Origin of the sequence: Candidatus Competibacter denitrificans Run_A_D11 (assembly GCF_001051235.1) — a bacterium.
Lineage (GTDB): Bacteria > Pseudomonadota > Gammaproteobacteria > Competibacterales > Competibacteraceae > Competibacter_A > Competibacter_A denitrificans.
This window is the reverse complement of record NZ_CBTJ020000036.1, coordinates 1-25,076: the sequence shown is the minus strand read 5'-3', so window position 1 is coordinate 25,076 and position 25,076 is coordinate 1. Positions and strand designations below refer to the sequence as shown.

At 57.0% G+C, this 25,076-nt stretch carries 17 protein-coding genes; 11 read left to right on the top strand and 6 right to left on the bottom strand.

The features are described from left to right. Nucleotides 1-43: 43 nt before the first annotated feature. The 8 genes from glgX (at nt 44) to BN873_RS07570 (ending at nt 12,693) form a co-directional block, all read left to right on the top strand. Nucleotides 44-2,242, top strand: a complete 2,199-nt coding sequence (glgX, locus tag BN873_RS07610) for a glycogen debranching protein GlgX (protein WP_048672456.1) — start codon at nt 44-46, stop codon at nt 2,240-2,242. 76 nt (nt 2,243-2,318) lie between these two features. Further along, nucleotides 2,319-5,408: a DEAD/DEAH box helicase gene (locus tag BN873_RS07605; protein ID WP_048672453.1), complete on the top strand. Its 3,090-nt coding sequence runs from the start codon at nt 2,319-2,321 to the stop codon at nt 5,406-5,408. 3 nt (nt 5,409-5,411) lie between these two features. Continuing rightward, a complete protein-coding gene (locus BN873_RS07600) occupies nt 5,412-6,257 on the top strand; it encodes an SWIM zinc finger family protein (protein ID WP_048672450.1) in 846 nt (281 codons plus the stop codon). 188 nt (nt 6,258-6,445) lie between these two features. Then, nucleotides 6,446-6,928: a GNAT family N-acetyltransferase gene (locus tag BN873_RS07595; protein WP_048672446.1), complete on the top strand. Its 483-nt coding sequence runs from the start codon at nt 6,446-6,448 to the stop codon at nt 6,926-6,928. 65 nt (nt 6,929-6,993) lie between these two features. Further along, entirely contained in the window at nt 6,994-7,593 is a 600-nt protein-coding gene (locus BN873_RS07590) for a hypothetical protein (RefSeq protein WP_071244070.1), read from the top strand. Nucleotides 7,594-7,649: 56 nt separating this feature from the next. Next, nucleotides 7,650-8,402, top strand: coding sequence for a hypothetical protein (locus BN873_RS07585; protein ID WP_048672443.1), 753 nt, complete (start codon nt 7,650-7,652; stop codon nt 8,400-8,402). Beyond that, the gene (locus BN873_RS07580; protein ID WP_048672441.1) at nt 8,393-10,342 is read left to right on the top strand and encodes a prolipoprotein diacylglyceryl transferase family protein; all 1,950 of its coding nucleotides are present in this window, start codon (nt 8,393-8,395) and stop codon (nt 10,340-10,342) included. Before BN873_RS07585 ends, BN873_RS07580 begins: the two co-directional genes overlap by 10 nt. A gap of 455 nt (nt 10,343-10,797) precedes the next feature. Beyond that, the gene (locus tag BN873_RS07570) at nt 10,798-12,693 is read left to right on the top strand and encodes an ATP-binding cassette domain-containing protein (RefSeq protein WP_048672436.1); all 1,896 of its coding nucleotides are present in this window, start codon (nt 10,798-10,800) and stop codon (nt 12,691-12,693) included. 28 nt (nt 12,694-12,721) lie between these two features. Here the strand turns inward: BN873_RS07570 and BN873_RS07565 are convergent, their stop codons facing one another. Next, nucleotides 12,722-13,438: a hypothetical protein gene (locus BN873_RS07565; RefSeq protein ID WP_048672434.1), complete on the bottom strand. Its 717-nt coding sequence runs from the start codon at nt 13,436-13,438 to the stop codon at nt 12,722-12,724. Nucleotides 13,439-13,569: 131 nt separating this feature from the next. Beyond that, a complete protein-coding gene (locus tag BN873_RS07560; protein WP_048672432.1) occupies nt 13,570-13,788 on the bottom strand; it encodes a type II toxin-antitoxin system Phd/YefM family antitoxin in 219 nt (72 codons plus the stop codon). Nucleotides 13,789-13,818: 30 nt separating this feature from the next. Here BN873_RS07560 and BN873_RS07555 point away from each other — a divergent pair, with 30 nt between their 5' ends. Together BN873_RS07555 and BN873_RS19370 are read left to right on the top strand one after the other, a co-directional pair. Next, on the top strand, nt 13,819-14,055 hold the full coding sequence (locus tag BN873_RS07555) for a type II toxin-antitoxin system Phd/YefM family antitoxin (protein WP_048672431.1): 237 nt from the start codon (nt 13,819-13,821) through the stop codon (nt 14,053-14,055). Nucleotides 14,056-14,452: 397 nt separating this feature from the next. Then, complete coding sequence (locus BN873_RS19370; protein WP_082161151.1) at nt 14,453-15,508, top strand: ParA family protein; 1,056 nt, start codon at nt 14,453-14,455, stop codon at nt 15,506-15,508. A gap of 48 nt (nt 15,509-15,556) precedes the next feature. Here BN873_RS19370 and BN873_RS07550 read toward each other — a convergent pair whose 3' ends face one another. Genes BN873_RS07550 through BN873_RS07540 form a run of 3 tightly spaced genes read right to left on the bottom strand, consistent with a single transcriptional unit; the run spans nt 15,557 to nt 23,522 of the window. Next, nucleotides 15,557-22,078: a HEAT repeat domain-containing protein gene (locus BN873_RS07550; protein WP_048672430.1), complete on the bottom strand. Its 6,522-nt coding sequence runs from the start codon at nt 22,076-22,078 to the stop codon at nt 15,557-15,559. A gap of 13 nt (nt 22,079-22,091) precedes the next feature. Beyond that, nucleotides 22,092-23,303, bottom strand: a complete 1,212-nt coding sequence (locus BN873_RS07545) for a pyridoxal phosphate-dependent decarboxylase family protein (RefSeq protein WP_048672427.1) — start codon at nt 23,301-23,303, stop codon at nt 22,092-22,094. 6 nt (nt 23,304-23,309) lie between these two features. Then, on the bottom strand, nt 23,310-23,522 hold the full coding sequence (locus tag BN873_RS07540) for a hypothetical protein (RefSeq protein ID WP_048672425.1): 213 nt from the start codon (nt 23,520-23,522) through the stop codon (nt 23,310-23,312). Nucleotides 23,523-23,728: 206 nt separating this feature from the next. Here BN873_RS07540 and BN873_RS20060 point away from each other — a divergent pair, with 206 nt between their 5' ends. After that, complete coding sequence (locus BN873_RS20060) at nt 23,729-24,010, top strand: hypothetical protein (RefSeq protein ID WP_139031665.1); 282 nt, start codon at nt 23,729-23,731, stop codon at nt 24,008-24,010. A gap of 64 nt (nt 24,011-24,074) precedes the next feature. Here BN873_RS20060 and BN873_RS07535 read toward each other — a convergent pair whose 3' ends face one another. Beyond that, on the bottom strand, nt 24,075-24,914 hold the full coding sequence (locus BN873_RS07535) for a hypothetical protein (RefSeq protein WP_048672422.1): 840 nt from the start codon (nt 24,912-24,914) through the stop codon (nt 24,075-24,077). Nucleotides 24,915-25,076 lie beyond the last annotated feature (162 nt).

Sequence of the window (25,076 nt, the reverse complement as noted above, 5' to 3'; positions counted from 1 at the left end):
CACCCCTAAGCACCCATTGGGGGAGAGGATGGCATAACCCCCAATGAAAAAACTGACCACTGCTGTGCTGATGGGTTGGCCGTACCCCTTGGGTGCGACCTGGGATGGCGAGGGTGTCAATTTTGCCCTGTTTTCAGAACACGCCGAGCAGGTGGTGTTGTGCCTATTCGACGCCAAGGGCAAGCACGAAGTCGAGCAGATTCCGTTGCGCGAGCAGACCTGTGGGGTTTGGCACGGCTATCTGTCCGATGCACGGCCCGGCTTGCTCTATGGCTATCGAGTCCACGGCCCGTACAAGCCGGAACTCGGCCACCGTTTCAACCCCCATAAGCTGCTATTAGATCCCTGCGCCAAACGCATCGTTGGTCAGCCGCACTGGAGTGAGGCGCAGTTTGGCTACAAGGTCGGCAACCGCCACGAGGATTTAAGTTTCAGCACCCGCAACAGCGCGCCGGGGATGCCCAAATGCCAGGTGGTCGATACCGCCTTTCTGTGGGGCGATGACCGACCACCTTATACCCCTTGGCATGACACGATTATTTATGAATTGCATGTGCGCGGCTTCACCCTGCTGCATCCTGAGATTCCGCCGCACATGCGCGGAACCTATGCCGGTTTGGCGTCTGAGCCAGCCATTCACTATTTGAAATCGCTCGGCGTGACCGCCGTTGAGCTGCTGCCCGTCCACTACTTTGTGGACGAGCGCCATCTGATCGATAAGAAATTGCATAACTACTGGGGCTATAGTCCCATCGGCTACTTCGCGCCCGATCCCCGTTATGCCGCGACCGAGAATCCGGTCAGCGAATTCAAGAGTATGGTGAAAACCCTGCACTCGGCCGGTATCGAAGTGCTGCTGGATGTGGTCTATAACCACACCGCCGAGGGCAACCATCTCGGCCCGACCTTGTGTTTTCGCGGTATCGACAACGCGGTGTATTACCGGCTGTCGCCGGAGCATCCGCGCTACACCATGGATTACACCGGTTGCGGTAATACGCTCAATACCTCACATCCTCGCGTCATCCAACTGGTGATGGATAGTTTGCGGTACTGGGTGCAAGAGATGCACGTCGATGGCTTCCGCTTTGATCTGGCGGCGGCGCTGGCGCGGGAAAGTCACGGCGATGTCGATCAGATGGGTTCGTTCATGGATGTGATGCAACAAGATCCCGTGCTGGCGCGGGTCAAGCTGATCGCCGAACCGTGGGATACCGGGCATGGCGGTTATCAGGTCGGCCAGTTTCCGGTCACGGTCAGCGAATGGAACGGCAAATACCGTGACGTGGTGCGCGATTACTGGCGCGGCGAGGGGGGTTTGATCGGCGATCTGGCCTATCGCTTGACTGGTTCCGCCGATTTGTATCAGCACAATGGCCGCCGACCGCAGGCCAGCATCAACTTCATTACCGCCCACGACGGTTTCACGCTCTACGATCTGGTGAGTTACAACCACCGCCATAACCAGGCCAATCTGGAAAATAATCAAGACGGCGATCCGCATAACCAGAGTTGGAATTGCGGAGTAGAAGGAGAGACCACCGATCCGGCCATCATGGCCTTGCGGTCGCGCCAACGGCGTAATTTTTTGGCGACTCTGTTGTTATCGCAAGGGATACCGATGTTGCTGGCCGGTGATGAAGCGGGCCGCACGCAAAAAGGCAATAACAATGCCTACTGTCAAGATAGTGAAATCAGTTGGTTCAATTGGGATTTGATCTGGCTGGACGATAACCGGCAATTGTTTATGTTCGTGCAGCGACTGGTGCAGTTGCGCCGCGAGCATCCCACCTTCCGGCGACGCCATTTCTTTCGCGGCATTCACGGCAGCGGCGTCCGCGATATCCTCTGGTTTAATCCCGATGGCCGCGAGATTAATGATGATGAATGGGATCATGACTATGCCCGTTGCCTGGGCCTGTATTTGCCCGGTGATGGCCTGGGGGATTGGGACAGGCGCGGCCATCCATTGCAAGACGATGATTTCTTGATGTTATTTAACGCGCATCATGAAGAAATTCCGTTTGTGTTACCGATTGTCCGGGGTGAAGCGTTCTTTGAAGTGATGATCGATACCGCGCTGCCGCACGGTTATCCGACTAACGATAACCAGCATCCGGCCGAGGAGCCTTATCCAGTCGGTGGTCGTTCGCTGGTGTTATTGCGGCATTCACGCCACCTAGACCCCTTTACGGCAACCGAACCGGATGGTGATAGCAGCGTGTTGCAGGCTTCCATTTAAGCATTCCTGCGGCGTGCGCGGTGGATGGCGAACGCATCGCTGATGGTTTTTCGCTTGCTGGAGATGGATTCAATCGATGCGGATTTTGCACGCCGCGTTTCATAAGGGCTGCCTGCGTTTCTGGGCGGAGTCAGCGCCTCAGGAAGCATTGGCGCCAGACCAGCCCGCCACCGCTGCACGTTATCCCTATCGCACCGACAGCGCAGCCTTGCGGGACTGCCTCAGGCAAGCGGGCCTGTCGTTACCGACGGACGGACCAGCGGCCAGCGAGCAGATCATTTGGCTACCGACCCAGGGCGGTGTCCCGCTGCCATCCTCGCCACTGGTGGCGGAGCCGCCTAAATCCCGCAAACCACTGATTCTGTCGCCCTGGAAAATCCCCATCCTGACACTGCCTCCGGCGGATGCCATCAGCCTTCTCGCTGCTGTTCGAGCGCGTCCCACGCTGGGGCCGGGCATCAGCGCAGGCGATGATCTGCGCTACTGGGGCGAAGCCCTGTATCTGGCCGGGGCGCTGGTTTATCGCCAACAGGTATTGCCCGATCTGGTCGAACGAGGCCGAGGGGCCTATTGGGCCTGTTGGACGCCGATTTTGCTGGGCGAGGACGGTGGCCGCCTGGAACAGTTGGCCCGCGCCATGCCGCCCGCTGCTCGCGCCATCGGTTCCGATCACCGGGCGTTGCCGGACTCAGCCGCCCGCGTGGTGCTGCGGGAATTTCTGAATTGGATGGTCGATCATCTGGTTCGACAGGCGGCCATACGGCCAACCGGACGCATGGGAGCGAAAGCTGCCCATCTGCACGGGCAATGGCTTCAGGCTTTGCGCCAGCCGGACGGTGCGCTGCAAGGCGACAAGACCGAATTGCGACAACTGGCCAAGCAGATTCGTGATTGGCAACAACCGCTGTTGCGCTTGGTTAACGCGCCCTATCGGCTGTGTTTTCGCCTGGAGGAGCCGGGGCTGGAGCAGGACGCAGACCCGTCCGCGCTGTTTTTCCCCGATGCCGCCACCGAATGGCGGGTGCATTATTTGCTGCAAGCACGCGACGATCCCAGCCTGCTGGTGTCCGCCGACGCGGTGTGGAAGCCGCAGCGGGGCACCGGCGCCGGACTGAAGACGCTGGGGCCGAAAGCGCGGGAAGGACTGCTGGCCTCGCTGGGGCAGGCGGCGTCTTTGTGTCCCGCCATCGAAAGCAGTTTGCGCGAATCCGCGCCGGTGGGCTATGCGCTGGATAGTGCAGGCGCATTCCACTTTCTCGGTGAGGAAGCGTCGTTGCTGGAGCAGAACGGCTTTGGCGTGCTGTTGCCTGCGGGTTTGGTGGGCAAGCGCCGGGTCAGATTGACGGCGCAGACCAAAATCAAGCCACGCTTCGAGTCCAAGGCTGGTCTGACCCTCGATAAGGTGCTAGCGGTCGAGTGGGACATCGTGCTGGGCGATACCGGTTTGACCGCCAAGGAATTGCTGGCGCTGGCCAAACTCAAGGCGCCGCTGGTGCGGGTGCGTGGTCAGTGGGTGCAATTATCCGCCGCAGAAATTCAGGCGGCACTGGAACTGCAACGGCAAGGCGAAAAGGCGCTGACCGGGCGCGAGTTGCTGCGGCTGGCGCTGGGCGCGGAGGATGTTGGCGGGTTGGCGGTGAGCAGCGTTACCGCCGATGGCCCGCTTGGCGAGCTGCTGTCCGGTCTGGCGCAAGGCGACCAAATCGCACCGCTGCCGCTACCCTCCGGTCTGAGCGCCACGCTGCGACCCTATCAGGAACGCGGTTATGCCTGGCTGGATTTTCTCACCCGCTGGGGCTTGGGCGCGTGTCTGGCCGACGACATGGGGCTGGGGAAAACCGTGCAAACCCTGGCGCTGTTGCAGCGATTGCGGGAAGTGGGCGAACCGCGACCGGCCTTGCTGGTCTGCCCGACCTCGTTGCTTGGCAACTGGCGCAAGGAAGCCTCACGCTTCACGCCGCAACTGGCGGTGATGACTCATCACGGCGCTGGCCGGGACAAGGACGAAACCTTTGTCCAGCAAGCACGAGAGCACGCGCTGGTGCTATCCAGCTACGGCTTGCTGCATCGGGATTTATCGTTGTTCCAGGGCGTGGAATGGGCGGTGGTGATTCTGGATGAAGCCCAGAACATCAAAAACGCCGAAACCAAGCAGGCCAAGGCGGCGCGGGCGTTACGGGCCGAACGGCGCATTGCGCTTACCGGCACGCCGGTCGAAAACAACATCGGTGATTTGTGGTCGATTCAGGACTTTCTCAATCCCGGCTTTCTCGGTCACGCCGCTCGCTTCAAGCGCGAGTTCTTTATCCCGGTGCAGGTGCAGCGCGACGAGCGCGTTATGGAACGCTTGCAGCGGCTGACTGGCCCGTTCATTTTGCGGCGGCTCAAGACCGACCGCGCCATCATTCAGGATTTACCGGACAAGCTGGAAATGAAGGTGTACTGCACCCTGAGCAAGGAACAGGCGACGCTGTATGCCGCAGCGGTGCAGCAGGTGGAAGCCGCTTTGGAAAGCGCGGACGGCATCGACCGGCGGGCGCTGATTTTGAGTACGCTGCTGCGGCTCAAGCAAATCTGTAACCATCCGGCGCACTATCTGGCCGATCATTCGCCCTTGCCGGGCCGTTCCGGCAAGCTGGCGCGATTGACGGAAATGTTGGAAGAAATCCAGGCGATGAGCGAGCGAACGCTGATTTTTACCCAGTTTGCCGAGATGGGGCAGTTGTTGCGCAATCACCTGCAAGAGCACCTGGCCCAGGAAGTGCTGTTTCTGCATGGCGGTCTGACCAAGACCCGACGCGATCAGATGGTGGAGCGGTTTCAGGGCGAGAACGGGCCGCCGGTGTTTATTCTCTCCATCAAAGCGGGTGGCGTCGGCTTGAATCTGACCCGTGCTAACCATGTCTTCCACTTCGACCGCTGGTGGAATCCGGCGGTGGAGAATCAGGCCACCGACCGCGCTTTTCGCATCGGCCAGAGTCGGCAGGTGGAAGTGCATAAATTCATCTGTGTCGGTACGGTGGAGGAGCGCATCGACGAACTGATCGAGCGCAAGCAATCGCTGGCGGAAAAAATTGTCGGCAGCGGCGAGGCGTGGTTGACTGAATTATCCACCCATGAACTGAAAGACCTGTTCCGGCTGCGGGACGAAGCGGTGGAGGAGTAGGGCATGGGCTATGACGACTATTATTTTCCCGCCAGCCAGCCGCGTCGGGTCAGTGGCGGCATCAAGGCGCAAAGCCAGCGCGGCGCATTCGCCAGCCGGTGGTGGGCCAAACGCTGGATTGAGACGCTGGAGCGGTTCAACATCGGCGCACGGTTGGGGCGCGGGCGCAGTTACGCCCGTCAGGGCCAAGTGCTGGACATCCAAATCACGCCGGGCCACGTCAAGGCCAAGGTGCAGGGTTCCGAGCGGCGGCCCTATCAGGTATCGATCAAGCTTAAGCCGCTGAGTGCGGCGGACTGGCAAAAGCTGACCGAGGCAATGGCCGAGGAAGCGCAGTTCAGCGCCCGGCTGCTGGCCGGAGAAATGCCCACCGACATCGAACAACTGTTTGCCGCTGAAGGTTTGTCACTGTTTCCCAGGACGCACGGCGATTTGACGACGGAGTGCTCCTGTCCTGACTATTCCAATCCCTGCAAACACATTGCCGCTGTTTATTACCTGCTGGGCGAGGCCTTCGATAACGATCCGTTTTTGATGTTCCGGTTGCGCGGCATGGAGCGGGATACGTTGCTGGCGCAATTGGGCGAGACGGCGGACGGCGATGATGATTGGGTAGTGGCGGTGCCCGAACCGTTGCCCGAAGAACCATCGACATTCTGGGCGATGCCGCCGTTGCCGGAGACATTGACGGGTGCGCTGATTGCCCCCGCCAAATCAGCCGCTCTGTTGCGTCGGCTTGGCCCGTTTCCGTTCTGGCGCGGCGAAGTTGCGCCGTTGGAAAGTCTGGAGCCGATGTACGCAGTGATGGCGAATGGTTTGCTTGAGAGATCGGAACCCAGTGGATCTTGAATGGGCCGCAAAGACGATGTTCCGGCTTGTGGTGAGTGAGTCATTAGCGCCGGTTTTGACATCCTCCCTGGTCTAAAGATGGAGCCGGTCTATGCTGGGATGGCGGCAAATACGTTGGTAGCGTTGGAAAAGCCAGGACACCATTGCGCTCACTCTATTGCACCCACTATCGAAATACCAGAGGAAACATGATCACTATTGTTCCATTCTCTCAGCACTATGTCCAAGGTGTTGTCGATCTCATTCTATCGATCCAGCGATTGGAATTTGAAATTCCCATTACGCTGGAAGCGCAGCCTGATTTACAGAGTATTTCTCGTTTTTATCAGCGGGGTAATGGCAATTTTTGGGTGGCCTTAGACGGTGAGGAGATTGTAGGAACACTGGGCTTGCTCGATATCAGCAACCGTCAGACCGCCCTGCGAAAAATATTCGTAAAAGCCACCCATCGTGGCTCGAAGCGGGGCGTGGCTAAGCAATTACTCGATACACTGATAGCGTGGTGCCAATTGCGAGGTGTGCTGGAAATTTATCTTGGCACGACGGATGTATTTTTCGCTGCTCATCGATTTTACGAGAAAAATGGCTTTCAAATGATCGACCGTTTTGCATTGCCTGCCAGTTTCCCAGTTATGGGAGTGGATAGCCGATTTTATTGCCGAACCCTATAAATCATTTTTTGCAGGCTTCTGGAGAAACGGGGAATTGTTACATAGGTTGTTATTAAAATTAAGTTATGATAACAATATCTTGGCGTTGGCTATTTGTTATTTTAATTCTTTTCAGTGCTTGGTGGCACTGGAGTCATCGAGAACTGAAGCATCCTCCTGGAAGCATGGCTCCTAATGAGCCAATACAAACCAATCTCTTGAAAAAAGAGGCTTTGAATCAGGGTAAATATAAATTAGATCTATTGGCAGATTATATTATTGAAGCACGGGTTCTTGCTAAAGAAATTTATCATCTTGACCGTGAGTCTGAATTGGCCCCTGTCGATTTGGCGCTAGGTTGGGGATCAATGTCTGACAGTTCTGTTATTGAGAAATTAGCCATTAGCCAGAGTAATAGGGCTTACCGTTATCGCTGGGATGAGCTTCCTCCCCGCCCGCCTGCGGAGATAGCTAGCCACAGTGCGAATGTGCATCTGATTCCAGCTTCTCCCATGCTCGAAAAGCAAATAAAAAAGCTTCGTGTCGGGCAAGTAATACGCATTAGCGGCCAATTAGTTGAGGCATATGCTGCTGATGGTTGGCGTTGGCGATCCTCACTGAGTCGTGATGATGTGGGATTTGGGGCCTGTGAGTTAATACGAGTTGAGTCACTCGAAATCCGCTGAAAAATAATCTGGAATAATCCAGTTCTCAGTCGCTGCTATAGGGTGTTTTTCTCGGTATGTTTTTAGAAAAATGGTACGGAGATTTTGTAAGCAACGGACGCGCTCAAATTTGGTATTTGGCAAATTTACATTTTGGGCCATTGACGCTGGGTTACCAGGGAAACTTGGGGGCGGGTCGTGCAAGTAAGACGGTTTTAGATTTTCGTGGTTTTGAGATGCCGACCGTTCGGGGTGAATCCCTCTATTGGCCCGCCAGCATTGATCAAACTGAAATCATTTGGAAAGGTGTTTGCCGTCGGCCCCAATGGCTGTGGCAGCAGGGCAAACAAGCCGTTTTATGGGAACCGGTCGTACTGAATGGTGAAATGTCGATTGCGCAGGAACAACAGGAAGTACGCGGTTATGCGGAGCGGCTGACTCTCAATTTCATGCCCTGGCGCTTGGGCTTGAAAACGCTGAAGTGGGGCCGTTTCTGTGGCCGGGAACATTCGCTTGTATGGATCGAATGGTGCGGCCGTATTCAAAAGAAGTTGGCGCTTCTGGACGGTCATGCAACCGCATGGCTTACGGTCGATGAGCGGGCCGTTCGGACGGAACAAGCCTGTTTATTGATTGAAACGCCTCACCAGATCGTCAGCGAACCGTTGGGGGTTGGCGCTTTGCATCCATTTGGTTGGCTTCGAGTTTTCGAGATAGCCCAATTTTTATCAGGCGTGGAAACAAAATGGTTTGCGGAAGGGATTTTGGAATTGGACGGTGCAGAAGTAGAGCAAGGAAGCGTTCTGTATGAGGAAGTGATATGGCCTTAAACCAGCGGCTTGGTCAGATGCTTTACGGTAGTTTCTTCGTCATTCTGCTGCCTGCCTTATTGATAGCGTGGGCGTGGCGACTGGATCAATCGGGGATGACTTTCTGGCCGATTCCCTGGCAACCGTGGGTGGGCATGGCGTTGCTGCTCGCCGGACTGGCTCTCATGCTGGTTGCTATGCGCGCGCTTTGGATGACCGGCAAAGGCTTGCCGATGAACGCCTATCCACCACCGCATTACGTCGCCGATTCAATCTACTCGGTGTTCTCGCATCCGATTTATCTGGGGTCTATCGGTGTGGTCGGCGGGATTTCAATTACGGTCAATTCGCCCGCCGGGTTGTGGGTCGTCACCCCGATAATGGCGCTTGCGGTGACGGCGCTGGTTGTGGGCTATGAAGGGCCATGGTTGCGGGAGCGCTTTGGGGATAGGCTTCACTCTCCGCTGTTAGGGTTGCCCGCCGACCATCCCGACAAGGCGTCGTGGGTTCGGCGTTTGGCTGCAACCGTAGTGGCGTTAGGGCCGTGGGCCATCTTGTATTCGATATTTTCCATGATGCCCATTCCTGAAGGGGCGCGGGAATTGCGCCTGGCGTGGGAGTACCAAATTCCCACAGTGAATTGGACGATCTGGCTTTATTCAGCGGCCTATCCGCTGGCGGTGATGGGGCCTTTATGGCTCCGTACCCACCGAGAACTGCGGCGCTATGTGATCAGCGCCTGGTTGGCGACCGGATTGGGCTTTAGCTGGATGATGTTCTTTCTAGGCCGGGCGGCGTTATTGCCACTGTCTGGCAACGGGCTGGACGCTGAATTATCCGCCGTCAATCGGCTGCTGGATGCGGAATGGTTGGCGCTGCCCTCGTTCCATGTGATTTGGGTCATATTCGCTGCGTATTGTTTGTGTCATCGCTTCAGGATTCTAACGCCAGCCTGGCTTTTCATCGCTACCGCTATTGGCGTTAGTTGCATTCTGACCGGCTCTCATGCGGTGGTCGATGTCGTGGGTGGTGTGCTGGTGGGGCTATTGTGTTGGCATCACGCAGCCGTGTGGCGCGGGTTAGTTCACTATGCCGAGGTGCTCGGTAATTCCTGGACAGCCATTCACTATGGGCCGATCCGAATAATCAGCCACGCACTGTGGTCGGGTATCGCTGCAACCGTGGGAATTCTGCTGGCAATCTGGTTAATTGGGCCTGAGTTCATTGGCGAAATCGCTTGGGTTTTTAGCATTGCGCTACTATCGGCGGGCGCATGGGGTTATTGGCTGGAAGGAGGAACCCGTCTGTCGCGGCCTTTTGGGTATTATGGGTTTTTATTTGGCGCTATTTTGGGTTTGTGCGTTCTCGCTTTTTTCGATCTGAGCGCAGCGCATGATGTGATGGCGGGTTTTGCCTGCGCCGCACCGCCCGCTCAGGCGATTGGCCGCTTGCGTTGTCTGGTTCAGGGTTGTTGCCACGGTAAGCCGGTGCTGAAAGCGCCCGGACTTTGCATTATCAATCCCAAATCCCGTGTCACGGCGCTGGGTGGCTTACAGGGTGTTCCCATTCACCCAACCCAGTTGTATTCAATCATTGGCAATCTATTGATCTTCGCTTGTTTATGGCGATTGTGGCATTGTGGGGCGACGACCACGTTTATCGGTGGCCTTTATCTGGTGTTTTCCTCATTGGCGCGCTTTGTCGAAGAATGTTATCGGGGCGAACCGCAAACCTTCAGAATTTTTGATCTCGCTATTTATCAATGGCTGGCGGTGGTTCTATTCCTGGCGGGTATCGTGGTGTCGATGGTCGATGGTATCGTGGTGCAAATAGCCCGCAGCATGACATTGAGCGGTGTTCTGGTGGCGGTGGCAGCAGGTTTGCTGGCGGCCTTTCTGATGAGCGTCGATTTTCCAGGCTCACAACGGCGTTTTTCCCGATTGACGGTCGGTGATGCCTAGCCGCCTGGCAATCACACGCTGTACAGACAACAGTACACCGCCCTATACTCCGCAGCCGTTGCATTGTCGTACAGCGATTTAATCAGTTTCCACTTGACGCCGCTGGGACATCGGCCCCCCCGTGGAGTAAACATTCCGGCCGGATGTAGTGTATCAATGCCAATCTTGCAGCAAGATCGTTCCCGCCCATATCCCTTCCTTTCAGATCACCGTTAAAACCCGCTTCAAGTCCTATCCGCATCGTTCGGAAGCCAATTGGTTTAAGCTGACCAAAGCCGATTCGCTCTCCAAGAAAAGCCGCTGGGAATCGCGTGACGATCCGGGCGGAAGCGGAGCCGAAATTGTCAAGGAAATCCGGGTTTGCCCGAATTGCTATCAAGCAAGAAAACCTCCAATCCGGTCTAAACTACCGCGCAAACTACCCATCAATCCGCGCCTAAAACGGAATTCGCATCATGCCTTTAATCAGTTTTGACAATCTCTCCATCGCCTTCGGTGCGGAAAAGCTGCTGGATGGGGCTGATTTCCAATTGGATGCGGGCGAACGGGTCTGCCTGATCGGCCGCAACGGCGCGGGCAAGACCACCTTGCTGCGCCTGCTGGCTGGGGAAATCCAGCCCGACAGCGGCGATCTCTGGCGGCAGCCCGGGTTGCGGGTCGCCACGCTGGCGCAAGAGTTGCCCGCTGATACAGCGGCCACCGTGTTTGAAATCGTCGCCGGTGGCCTGGAGTTAGGCGGACTGCTGGCGGAATATCACGAAGCCGCCCACCGGCTGAGCCAGGCCGCCACCTCCGATGAGATGCGCCAGATGGAACGCTTGCAGCACGAACTGGAAGCGCGCGACGGTTGGCGCTGGCAGCAGCGGGTCGAAACCGTCATCAGCCGCTTGCAATTGCCCGCTGATACCCCGCTGGCGGAACTGTCCGGTGGTTGGCGGCGGCGGGTGCTGTTAGGTCGGGCGCTGGTACGTGAACCGGACGTTTTGCTGCTGGACGAGCCGACCAACCACCTTGATCTGGAAACTATTCAGTGGCTGGAAAATGAGTTGCTGGAGTTTCGCGGCGGGCTGCTGTTCGTCACCCACGACCGGGCGCTGTTGCAACGGCTGGCGACGCGTTTGCTGGAGTTGGACCGTGGCGTGCTGACTTCGTGGCCGGGCGATTACGCCGCGTTTGTGGAGAAGAAAGCGGCGCTGCTGGAGATTGAAGCCCGCCACAACGCCAAGTTTGACAAGAATCTGGCGCAGGAAGAAATCTGGATTCGGCAAGGGATTGAAGCGCGTCGCACCCGCAACGAGGGTCGGGTGCGGGCGCTGTACGCCTTGCGCGAGGAGCGCCGCCAGCGCCGCGAACAACTCGGCAAGGCCAGCTTTGCGCTGGGCCAGGCCGAACTGTCCGGCAAGCTGGTGATCGAGGCGAAAAATGTCCGCTACGCCTGGCAGGATGAACCGCTGATCCGTGATTTTTCGACCCGAATCATGCGCGGCGACCGCATTGGCTTGATCGGCCCGAATGGTTCCGGCAAGACCACCTTGTTGAATCTGCTGCTGGGCCGCTTGTCGCCGGATGCGGGCGAGGTTAAGCACGGCACCAAGCTGGACATCGCCTATTTCGACCAGTTGCGCGAGCATCTGGAACCGGAACAGACTGTGCTGGATAGCGTGGCGGGCGGGCGGGAAACCGTCGAAATCAACGGTCAGCGCCGCCATATCATCGGCTATCTGGGCGATTTTCTGTTTACCCCGCAACGGGTGCGCTCGCCGGTCAAATCGCTGTCCGGCGGTGAGCGCAACCGGCTGTTATTGGCGCGTTTATTCACCCAGCCCGCCAATCTGCTGGTGATGGACGAACCGACCAACGATCTCGATCTGGAAACGCTGGAGTTACTCGAAGAACTGTTGCTGGAGTACACCGGCACCTTACTGCTAGTCAGTCACGACCGGGCGTTTCTGGATAACGTGGTGACCAGTTGCGTGGTGTTCGAGAGTGACGGCGGCATCCGGGAATATGTCGGCGGTTATAGCGATTGGCTGCGCCAGCGCGCCGCGCCAGAAGCCGCGTCTGCCGTCAAACCGAAACCCGCCCCCGCACTGTCGCCCAAGCCCTCGAAATCGGCGGCGGCGGGCAAATTGAGCTATAACGAACGGCGTGAACTGGAGCAATTGCCCGCTCGCATCGAGCAATTGGAACAACGTCAGCGGGAATTACATGATTTAACCGCCGATCCCGCCTTTTATAAGCAGGATGCCGCAGCGGTTACTGCCCGATTGGAAGAATTAAAGGCGCTGGAAACGGAATTGGAAGGATGTTATGGGCGGTGGGAAGCGTTGGAAGGACGGACTTCCAGTTAAGCCGTTTGTAGAGCGCATTGCTGATTGATTATCGGTGCGCTTCATCAGGCGGCGTTCCCGTCGGTTCGGCGGATTCGTGACCCAGGTTGGCGCCGACGCCCGCGCCTATCCCGGCACCCATTCCGCCATCCATGCCACCCCCTTTATCGCCACCGCCGCCTCGACCACCGCTCGTGCTCGGCCGCAATGGCCCCTGGCTGGGGATAATCAGGCTAAGAGGGATCGGCGCTAAGTCAAGCGCCTGGCGGATGAAATTTCGTAAGGACACCACCAGTTCAGCCAGTTCGACTTTACGGCCAGCCACCATTTCGGTTGCGGCGTGCGCAGCCAGTCGGACTTGTTCATCCGTACCCAGCAGGATGACATCCGATAAAGAGGCTTCGACTGTATCGCGGATACGGCGGCGGCGTTCAGAACTGGTGACCGCTGGCCCGCCCTCGCCGCCTGCGGGCGTTAATCCGTTAGCGTTTTCAGCCTCATCCATTGAGATTTCCACCTGACGCAGTTGCCCCAGATGGCTGGGATCAACCGCCAGTTCGCCAGTGAACGACCCGCCCAGGGTTTTGTAAGCGGCGATTAGGGTGCGCAGGCGTTCGTTGATCTGGCGGTTTTCGCGCTCGCGCCGCCGCTGGATAGTCTGCATGAAAATCAGGCGGATACCGACCGCGATCAGCGAAATGAGTATCAGGCCAAACAGGGTGGACGCCAGCCCGCTCCAGGAACTGAAATCGAGATTACCACGCATGGAAAAAGGTTGTATCCTGCTGTTTGAGGTAGATGGGCTTATATTTCGTAGGATAAGCGTCTATGCCGTTGATCGGGTATCTTTAGTTGAAGTTCGGACGTTCGCTGGTGTCCGGGTCTGTTGTGCAGCATTCATAATTTGTAGACTGGCTTGAAGAACTCAGGCGACAGTGCCACACCGCGATCTGCCGCCAGGCCAAGGGGACGCGGTTGGTTGCGGGGCTTGGGCAAGGGGCGAATTTCAGCGATGGGGACGTTACGTTTGCATAACAGGATGGTTTCACCGTGTTCCAGCTCGGCGAGATAGCGGGACAGGTGGGTTTTGGCTTCGCGGATGTTGAGTTTTATCATACGTTGTCTGGATTCCGTTGAGGGTTAGCTATGCAATACATTATCAATTCATCGGGCGAGCGAGTTTCAGTGATTTTGCCGATTGCTGAATACGAGACTCTGCTAAGCCGATCTTCCGAAGACGAAACCGCCTATCTGTTGCGCGAGCCAAATAGAAGCGTGCTACTAAAGCGCATCGAGAATATCCGTCAAGGCCGTAATATCGTAGAGCGGGAATTGCTGCTTGATGAAGATAGGAGTTACGCAGTTGAAATTCTAAGTGATTGATTAATAGAAGATTTCGGCTGTCTGCCACACAAGTCGATTTCTTTTAAAATCAGAGCGTTAGAGATCCAACTGCGTAACTCCTAGAAGATTAAATTTTACGAGATCGCTTGGAATAAATACTTCGATTGTAAGCAAACGAATAAATCAGTGATTTCGAGGAATGACTAACATGCTTATAAGAAATTCAATGTCTAATTTTGGTGCATCAATAATTTTTATCCGACCAACAAAGTTGAGGATAGATTAAATATAACTTTTTATTCAGCAATGGTTTTTTTCAAAAATCTATTTGAAAAACTATCAAATATACCAAAATCCTTGAAGAACTCAATTTTATTAACATTAGTAAACTTACTTGCGTTAAGCTTTACAGCTGAACAGAACCGGAGGTTTCAAAATGCCCGTATATGCTGTGTGGAACAATAAAGGTGGAGTTGGAAAAAGTTATTTGACATTTCAAATCGCTAGTGAATACGCTAGAACTCATCCAGGAAAAAAGATACTTGTTATAGACCTTTGCCCACAAGCCAACTCATCCGGTATGTTACTAGGAGGTATGGTAAATGGAGAAAAATTACTTGATATGCTGAGCGGCCAAACTCCAAGAAAGACTATTTCTGGATATATTGAGGATCGCATTCGAAGCCCATACATTAATCCGCATACAGGATCAAATTATGGTATAAATGTTGTCGATTATAATTCTTCCGTTCCAGGTAATCTCTTTTTAATCCCTGGTGATGAACAGCTTGAAATTCAAGCACCTCGTGTTCTCGGAGCCACTCTTCCTGGCCCAACTGATGCTTGGAGGATTGTTCACATTTGGATTCGTGATCTTATAGACGATCTACAAAAATCTTGGGATCAAGAAAACTCAACAATATTTATCGATTGCAATCCTAGTTTTTCGATTTACACTGAGCTTGCCTTGTCAGCAGCGGACAGTCTCATTATCCCATTCTCCGCAGATGGTTCCTCAAAAAGAGCTGTACGTTCTTTGTTAGCTCTTTTGTATGGAGTTACCCGGATTCCTGGTGCTCAACAGTCACAGTTTTTCTTAAACTCCAATCAATTTAGATTAGCAATTCCTAAGATATATTGCTACATCGGTAACAGACTCACGCAATATATAAGATCAGCGCAAGCATTCCGTACTGTGGTGCACGAAATTGGAGAAGAGATTTGGTCTGTTTGGCGACAGAACCCAAATATGTTCTATGTCCATCCAACAGGCGTAGGAAGTCCACGCAATCGTACACAATTCAACAGTATGTTTCAGTTTGAGATAGTTGATGCCAATACAGCGTCTGTTATATCAAGTTCGTTGGGAATTCCAATTACCCTTTTAGTAGCAGGCCAGCATGATGTGGCTGGACGTCGGGTAATTGTTAACCAATCTCAACTTGATAACCAGCAGCCTAACATTCGCCAGCTAGTTGCATCTATTGCATGATGTTTTGTCTAAAAAAATAGTATCCAATGAATATGGCCGTTAAAAGACCTACCTTGTCACCCTCCTCTCTACCCTTCTCAAACTCCTAAACGCTAACGCCCGAATTGCGCCATCCTCGCCCTTATTCGCCAAAATCCTTTCCAAGGCGGTTTTAGCCGCATCGCCGCCCAAGCGACCTAACGCAGCAATGGCGCTAGAGCGGGCCGTGTCACCCGCTGCGGTAGCGCGACGGATCAAGGCAGCGGCGTCTTGCTGTTCCAATACAATCGGCAATACGGCTTGGCGCTGCTCGGCAGTCGCCAACAACCGACCATCGGCATTCGGCAGCGCTGCCCGCAACACCGGCCGCAAGGCCGCGCCGTCCACGCTGGCCGATTTTTCCAACACCGGCAGCGCCGCTTGACTGTTAAGCTGCGCCAACGCCGCGCTAGCCGCTGCCCGCACGTCGGGATCGACATCGGTCAACAACGGCAACAACAACGCCTGATCGCTGGCGTCGCCACACTCGGCCAATCCGCGCAAAGCTTCGCAACGCACCGCATTGGGAATATGCGCATTGGCCAGCGCCGCGCGCATGGCAGGAGCCGCTTTCAACTGCAATTGCCGCGACGCCCATAAACCGGCTTGCCAAGCGTGCGCTTCGCTCGCGGCCTGCTCGCGCCAGTGGTTCTGCTCCGTCTGCCGCCAGCCATCGGCGGCGCGTTGCAAGGCGGTCTGTACCGCATCAGCCAATTCCGCCGCGCCGCTGTTTCCCGCCAACCAGGCCGCTTCCGCCCGCGTCGCTGCCGAATCGCTGTCGAGCAGCGTCCGTAGCGCGTCAGTCGAGAAATGCTGCCGCCGGATCAATCCGCGCCGCAGCCGTTGCCGCACCTGCTGATCCTTCACCACCCCCAACCGCTGGGTCAGAGTGTCGGGATCGCCCTGCCGCGCCAGGAAGCGAGCGGCGGGGCGGCTGATTTCGGCATGTTCGCTGTTCAACGCCAGCAGATTGACCTGGGTGGCGTCGTTCGGATACAGCTTTTGCAAGGCGTCCAACCCAGCCTTGCGCAATCCGGCATCGCGTTGATGTAACAGGGTTTCCAACACCGGCTCGGAAGCGGTTGCACCCAGTTGGCCGAGTTCGGTGGCGGCCCGCTGGCGGGCAGCGCTGTCTTCATACGGATCGCTGGTCAGCCGCTCCAGCAGGGCGCGGCTGCGCTCGTCGCCGATCCGCCGCAAGCCGCGCAGCGCGCGCCAGCGCAATTCGCCGGAACCTTCGCGCGCCAGCCGCTCCAGAGTATCGCGGATGCGCTTCTGTTCGTCGGCGTCGGTCAGGCGCGGCAGCAGCGCGCCCAGCGCTTCGGCAGCATCTGGGGCTAGAGCGCGATCATCCGCCGGAATGTCGGCGCGCGGGTCGAGCAGCGGCTCCAGATACTCCAGGGCGCGACGGTCGCCCAATTCGCCCAGCGCAGCGATGGCCCGTTTCCGCTCCGGTTCCAGTCCCGCCGTGAAGGCCAGCAACAAGGGTTGAAACGCTTCCGGCCGTTGCTGGCGAGCTAGCCCTTCAGCGGCGGCCAGCAGCAGTTCGCGCCGACCCCCAGCCAGCGCCCGCGTCAGCGGCTCCAGACTCGCGCCAGGCACGCCGATGACGATGCGCTGCGCCAGTTGCGCGCACGCCTGGGCGCGAATCGCTTCGTTGCGGTCGTCCAGCAAGCGCATCAGCAGCGTTTCGGCGGGCTTGGCGTCCAGCAGTGCCAGCGCGTCGATGACGCGGGCGCGGATCGCCGGGTTATCGTGATCGAGCAGCGGCGGCAACGCTTCTAGCGCCGGGGCTTCCTGATAATTCGGATAGCGTTTGCCATCGTCGCGCTTCTGCTCCGGTTGCGATGGATCGCGCAACAGTTGCAGCAGGATGTCCAGCATCAACCCGTGCTGGGCCGCTTGTTCCTTGTCGAGCAGGCCGCGACCCAGCAAGGGCAGGGCGGCGAGACTGCCGATGCGGCCCAGGGCGCGCAGCAGCGCCGGACGGTCGGCGGTTTTGTCGGGATCGTCGTCCAGTCGGGCGATGACCGCGTTGGCGGCCTGTTCCGCCGTTTGCGGGTTAGGCCGGGCGTGGGTCAGCGTCACCAGCGCTTCCAAAGCGCGATTAGCGATGCGGGGTTCGGCGCGTAAGGCGCTCGCCAGCACGTCCAGCGCCAGCGCCTCGCCGCGCTGGGCCAGACCGACGGCGGCGCGCAGCCGCAATTCCTCGTGCTCGCTTTCCAGCGCGCGGGTCAGCGCCGCCGCGACGCGGGGGTCGTGCTCGTCCAACAGCCGATCTACCACCGTCAGCCGTAAATCGTCGAAGCGGCTGTTGAGCGCCAGCAGCCACGGTTCCAGACTGCCCGCTGGATACAGCCGGGGCAGTTGTTCCAGCGCATGGCGGCGCACTTCGGCGCTGGCGGCGTTGACTGCGCCTTGCGCCAGTTCCAGCGCGGCCGTGTCGCCAGTTGCAGCGGCGGTCAGCAGCCGGTCGAAGGCGGCGCGGCCAATATCGGCCGACTCCCGTTGCAAGGCCAGCGCCAGCGGCTCCAGCGGTTGAGTCGGATGCAGTTCGATCAGCGCATTGAGCGCCGCCTGTCGCACCAGATGATGCGGGTCGCTCAGGGCTTGCCGTAGCACCGGCAACACGGCGTCGCGGCCAATGTCGGCTTGTTGCGCCAGTGCCGCCAGTCGGGCGATGCAGTCGCGCCGCACCCGCTGATAGTCATCCGGCCCTTTGGCGACCGGCGCTTGCCGGATGAGTCCCGCATAGCTGCCAAAGGCCAGCCGCCACAATTCGGCAGCGCTGGCCTGACCCTCGTTCGGTGGACGACGTCCACCACCGGCGAAGCGCAATACCGTCAACAGCCGTTGGGTGGCCGAGCCGGTTTCGGCTTTGGCCGGACGGGCGAACAGGCTGCGAATCCAGCCGGTTTTACGTTCCAGTCGCGCCTCGGTTTCCGGCGCGGTCGGCGGTGGCGCGGATTCAGTGGCGACTTCGGCCAGCCGTTTGGTTTCGCGCCAGAACGTTTCCGGTTGCGGGCGCAGGCCGAGAATCTGGGCGGCGGCGTAGCGGCGGGCGGGCGCATCGCTGGCCAGCGCGTTGACCACCGCGTTTAAGAGGCGCGGACGTTGCCCGGCATCCGGCCAGTTGCGCGTGTCGCTGGCTTTTTCCGGCTGACGTGGGCCGATCAAATCCAAGCCCCATTGGCCCAAATCTTCATCGCGCAACCGCGCTTCCAGAACGCGCGCGGCGGCGTAGCGGATTTCCGGCGAACTGGCGCTTAAGGCGCTGAGCAGCAAATCCGGCTCCAGACGGGCGCGAGCCAGCGCGATGTCGCGGGCGACGATCACGGCGAAGGTCAGTTCCTGCAACTCGCGCTCGCTGTCTTCCAGCCCTTGCAGCAAGCCCTGTACGCCATCGCCGCCGAGCGCGACAAAGCTATACAGCGCGCCACGCCGGATCGGCAGATGCTCGTGCCGTTGCGTTCCGGCCAGCACCGGCAAGGCGCGGGCATCGCCCAGTTTCGACAGACCATCGGCGGCCCAACTGCGCACCGCCAGATCGGCGTGGGCCAGCGCGTCCAGCAGCGGTTGCGGGTTGGCGCTTTGACAGGCGGCGGCCAGCCCGCGCGCGCCGTGCTCGCGCACCAGCGCATCGTCGTCGCGCAGCAGGGTGGTCAAAAACGGAATGCTGGCCGGATCGCCGACATCGGCTAAAGCGGCGGCGGCGCGCTGGCGCAATTCAGGGCCGGGCCAGTCGCGCGAGGCCGGGGTGATGCTGAGCAGCGCCTGCATCGGCCCGACCGCACGGACATCGCGGCGCTTGCCGCACAGTTCGCCCGCCCGCACCCGCAGCAGATAAAACGGGCTGTCGAAAGCCAGCGCGAAGGCGTGCGCATCGTTCGGCAACAGCTTATCCAGCGCTTCGATGGCGGCGATGAATTGCGCCGCGTCTTCGACTTGCAGCAGTTCGATTAACCGACCGCGCAGGGTGTCGGCGGATGCGGCTTCCAACGCGCCCTTGAGACCGGCTATCCGCACTGCGGGCGCGGGCGAATGGAGGGCGGCGAGATGGTATTCCGGGTGTTTCTTGTCGGCGTCTTCCTTGGTCAGCGCCTCGTAGGCGGCCAAACCGACCTCGGCGGCGCTGTCGCCGACCCGCTCCAACAACAACTCCTTGGCCCAGGCGCGGGACTGGCGCAGTTGCCGGGCCAGTTCTTCCACCGCCCAGCGCCGCACGTCGGCATGGACGGAGGTGACCGCCCGCCGCAGCGTCGTTTCCGGGCGCTTGCTGTGCCAGGCCCACAGGGTGCGCATCGCCTCGCGGCGCACGTCTTCGGCTTCGTCGTCCAACGCCTGCCCCAGCAGGCCATCAATGCGAGTCGCTAACTCGGTGGGCGCGGTCGCGCCGTGCTTGACCAGCAGTTGCAGGGCGCGGGTGCGAATGTCGCCGGACGGGGTGCGCAGGGCGGGTTCAGCCAGAGCGATTTCACCGGCGGGGCCTTCCGGTTCGGCCAGTTTCAGCAGGCTGTCGAAGGCGGTGGCGCGGACTTGGGCGTCTTCGTCGGTCAGGAGCCATTGCAACCGCGCCCGCAACCGCGCATCACCGGCCAGATCGTTGATGGCGGCAGCGAGGAAGTGGGCGACCTGACGGCGCAGGGCCGGATTCGGTTCACGGCTGAGTTGCAGCAGCGCACCACTGGCCCGCTCGTCACCGAGCCAGCTTAAGCACAAGGCGGCTTGCAGAGCCATGTCCGGCTGGCGACAGGCCAGCGCAGCGAACAGCGGTTCCAGTTGCGCCTCGCTCCAGTGCTCGCTGTCGGTGATAGCCCCGATGACACCCTGTGCTCTGAATTCTTCGATAATTTTGACGAGATTATCGCGGCCCAATCGGGCCAGCAGGGTGGGATAGGCGATGACGCTGATCCAGAACGCCGCATAGCGCACCGCAAAGGTGTCGTCATTCAGCGCCTGATCGAGCAGCCGACGACCGTCCGGGGTTGCGCCAAGCTTGCGCCGCCCGAGCCGAATCAACACGGCGCGGCGGATGTCGGGTGAGCCACGCTCGAAGGCGCTTTGCAAAGGCGCGACGCTCGTGGCGGGTTCCAGCGCCAGCAGCGCATCCAAAGCGGCTTCGCGGACGTTCTCATCGCTATCGTTCAGCCGTTCGCCCAGCCAGCGCGGCGCCAGCGGCGAGGCTTGCCGCAATTGGGTCAACTGCTTGACCGCATAGAGCCGCAGGTCGGCATGGCGGCTGGTCAGCGCCGGTTGCAGGGCTTGCAGGGGCGCGTCGGTGTCAATCTGTTCCAGCGCGGTCAACGCGGCCTTGCGTACGCCGGGATTGTCGTCGTTGAGTGCTCGCGCCAGCGCGGGCTTGCTGCGGCGACGTTGGGTCTTGCCCAGCCATTGCGCCGCCTCGATGCGTTGCGCGGGGCGGGAATCCTGCGTCAGGACGTATTCCAAAGCATCTCGCGCGTCGTCCTCGGCCAGTTGCGCCAGCGCTTCCAGCGTGGCCGATGACGAGCGAGTGGCTTTCACCTCATCCAGCAGCCGTTGCAGCCGCGAATCCCACACTTCGCCATTGCCGGTGGGATTGCCGTCCTGATTGATCGGACTCAGCCAGAGTTGCCGTTGTTCGGTGACGGCGACCAGCGTTCCACCGCGCTGTTCCGGCTTGGCTTGCGGGTTGCCCTCGACCAGCGCCAGCGCGCGGGGATCGCGGCCAATCGGCACGGTGCGCGGCTTGCGGCGCTGATCCAGCGTCCAGATTTTCAGTTCGCCGTCCTCGCCGAGCGAAAACAGGCGGTGCGGCAGCGGGCGGTTCTGCTCGTCGTTCAGCGCGGCGCTGAACAGCAGGGCGCGCACCGGCCCCTGATGGGCGGCATCGCCGCTGCGGTCTTCCTCGTCAATCGCGCCTTCCAGAAAGCAGACGCGGATAGAGCCATCGCCGCACCCGGCCACGATGCGGCCATCGCCGGTGAAGGCGAGCGCGAAGATGCCGCGTTCACCACAGGGCATGATGCGCGGTTCGGCGTCGCCGATGTTCGCCAGTGGCAGCAGGTAAATGGTGTTATCGGCTCCGGCGGCGGCAATACTGGCGCTGGCGGTATCGACCACGACGGCGCGTAAGGCTTGCTCGCTCAGGCGGCGCTGGGCGCGTTCGCGGAACTGGATGCGGTCGCCATCCCGTTTGAGGTCATGCAGCACCAGCAGGCCCTCCTCGCCGACGCTGGCGACCTGTCGCCCGCTGATAGCCAGCGCCCGAATCGCGCCCGCGTGGACGGTTTGTTGCGCGTCCGGCGTTGCGCCCTGGCCATCGCTGCGCCAGATCAGCAGTTCACCGTCTGCGGTTCCAGCCAGCAGCAGGTCGTCGTCACTGAAGGCCAGCGCGGTGGTGGCGGCGTTCAACGGGGCGCTGAAGCGGGCGTTCAGCTTCGGCAGTTGCAGCAGGTGAACGCTGGAGCCGGTCACGCCTGCCGCATCGCGGCGACCGCCGACCGCTAATAATTTGCCGCTGGCAGCAACGGCCAATAGGCGTTCAATGTGGGGCGCGTATTGTTTGGCCAAAATGGGTAGTTCCTTATTTGATACTGTTAGCTCTTTCGATGTAAGAGATAATGGTTGGAATATCTGCCTTGGGATTAGCGGAAACAGACCTGACCCATTCTTTGTCTTCGTAAAGAAAGGTTGCAAACATTCCTTGTGGCAACTTTGCGAGAAAATCCGATGTCATTTGATGATTGGGACGAAAGATAGTGATGCCAGTTACAGGTTTTGAAAGAACAGTGAAATTGCTGTTTGAAACCAGATATTGATAAAAATTCTCCGCATTGGACATGATTTGGCCTAAAATCATCGCAATCCCATTCCTGCCAAGTGCCATTAGAGTCGCTAATAAGGGTATTGCATTCGCTGAGCGTGAACCTTGTACACCGACAGTAGGGCGTGCTAGATAATTGCCACCTAACGATATATATCTTCTGGATTCTTCGTAATCTTTAAATAAAATTAAAGCCGAATCTTTCGGTTGAAAGAGTAACTTGTGACCTGAGATGACTACAGAATTCGCACCATCGATACCATCAAGTAAATAGCTATAGTTTGGTGCTAATCGAAATGGGCCAGCCCATGCAGCATCAATGTGAGTCCAGGCAGCTTTGCCGCAATAGACCAGAGGGTCAATAGCTCCATTTCCGGTCGCTCCGGCAGTGAGAACGAGACAGCATTCCTTTAAATCAAGTTCCGGATCACGCAGCCGTAAATCCTGATCGACGGGAATTTTAGTCAGTTTAATTCCAAGAATTTTGCAAGCTTTCTCGATGCTGTTATGTGCAGCTACGGAGCATACAACTTGCTTAATGCCTTTCTGGTCACGGGCTGCCCATAAGGCGGTTAGGTTACCAATGGTTGAACCTGAGCAAAAATGCCCGCCACTCATGCCAAAAAAGGGACAGAGCCAGTTGATGACGATTTCTTCAGCCGAAGAGGCAAAGGGTGAAGTGGCTGGATGCAGTAGATTCTGGTTCAAACTGGCATTCCATAAAGTAGCCGCCCAGGTAATTGGCAGTGTCGGCGGGTCCATATGGGCAAGAGCAATGGGACTACCCAAATCAGCCGCTTTCCCAAAAACGTGAGGAGCAAGAATTTCTAAGGTAGTTTGATCTCCGAGTCCTTCAGTAGGAAAGTTTTCAGGCAACAGCGCAATATCAGTATTTTTTTGAAACATAAGATCAACGGCTCGATATAAATTATCGAGATTAGCTTGAATAGTTACGCTGGCCTCTTTTGGCATTAGAAATTACTCAATAGAAGTACTTGTTCTAGCTAGAAGATGTTGAAATTGGTAGGTCGTTGGGGCGCTGAAACGGGTGTTCAGTTTAGGCAGTTGCAGCAGATGAACGCTGGAGTTGTTTACGCCCACCGCGTCGCGGCGGCCACCGACCGCTAATAACTTGCCGCTGGCAGCAACGGCCAATAGGCGTTCAATGTGGGGCGCGTATTGTTTGGCCACGGGCGGCTCCTATCTAAAGGTCATTTGCGAGTGTTTCAGGTGGCGACTGGCGTTCTACGAATCCATATCGCTGCAAAATTATGCAGGTTAAAAAGATTAGAATTACAAAAAAGTAACCAGTTAATGTAGCGTATATAGATGCCACTATGCTCACAACCATGCTGAAACCTAAATAATCTCTAATTACAAATTCACTGCTGCTGATAATGCTCAAGAAAAACAAAATAAAAAATATCCAAACTATAATCAAAGCTAGTAGAAGGGTTAGCGCAAGTGCTAATTTCTCTTTAAGCCAACGTGCCGAATGTTTTCGACTTTGCACAACAAGCCAGCAACTTAGAAAAATATATGGAACGCCACCTAATATGAGGCCCCAAACACCGATACCAGAAATCCACACAGAAGATGAAGATTCCAGTTCAAATATTAGATATGATAATGAAATCAAACCTAATACTATTGGCGGTATTAGAAGAGATTTTTGGTAGAAACTAATAAGAGTCACTGTGAAAAATAAGTTCTTTAGTTAATGTCTCTATTAATATTCTATGGCTATGTAATACGAAGTTCCTCAAGCTTTTCCTCAAGAGCATCTCGCTCAGTCTTAGTAATGCTTGCTCCATCAAGCCAGACTCGCTTGAGCGCAGGAAGTGACAAAAGCAGTGGGACTATTTTCTTTGAATCTAATGAGGGCAAATGAGCATATCCGCCTATGGAAATATATTCCAAGGCTGGTAACTGACGCAGTAGGTCAAAATCATCTTCAACTAGATTCGTTGCCCAAAGATCAAGAGAGCGAAGCTGTTTCATGGAAACTAAATGCCTCAAGCCATTGCGCGTAATTTTGGTGCCGCCAATTTCGAGTGATTCCAGGACGGTTGAGGTGCTCACACGTTGAGCCATCTGATCATCGAACAAGGTTCCTTCGACATCAAGCGATTTGAGTCGTTTGAGTGATAACAAGGTATCAATCGCCGTTAAGGTAAGTTCGGCTCCTTGAATACCTAGCTCTTTTATAGTCAGACACTTAGAAATTTCTATGATATCCTGTTCCTTCAGGTAATGGTTCGCTCTAACAGTGTGCAGGCTAGTGGCAAGATCAAAGCCAGCTAGGGTACCGGGTGATTTGATATTCAATACATCAAGAATTTCGAGTCCAGCTATCCGCAAAATGTGCCGCATTGCAGTTCGAGTCACGTCGCACCAGAGCCAGAGCTGACGGACTGAATGAATCCTGCAAAGACGCTTGGCGATATCAACGGTTATCAGACGGGTTTGAGTGATTGACAGCTTATCTATATGCCCAACAGCGCGGAGTGACTGAATAACTTCATGAGTTGGATCGCCCTTTATAGAATACCATCCATGCGAATCCGGGATTATGTCTGCCATAAAATCAGTTGATATCTGAATTTTTCTTACTTAAGTAGGAACTTCAATATATTCGATCTGGCCAGAAGGCCATCCGATTACCCACAAACTCGCATTATCCATCGCTGGCATAGGCAGCTTTAGCGGCGGCGACGCCCAAGGCGAACATCTGAACCCGTTGTA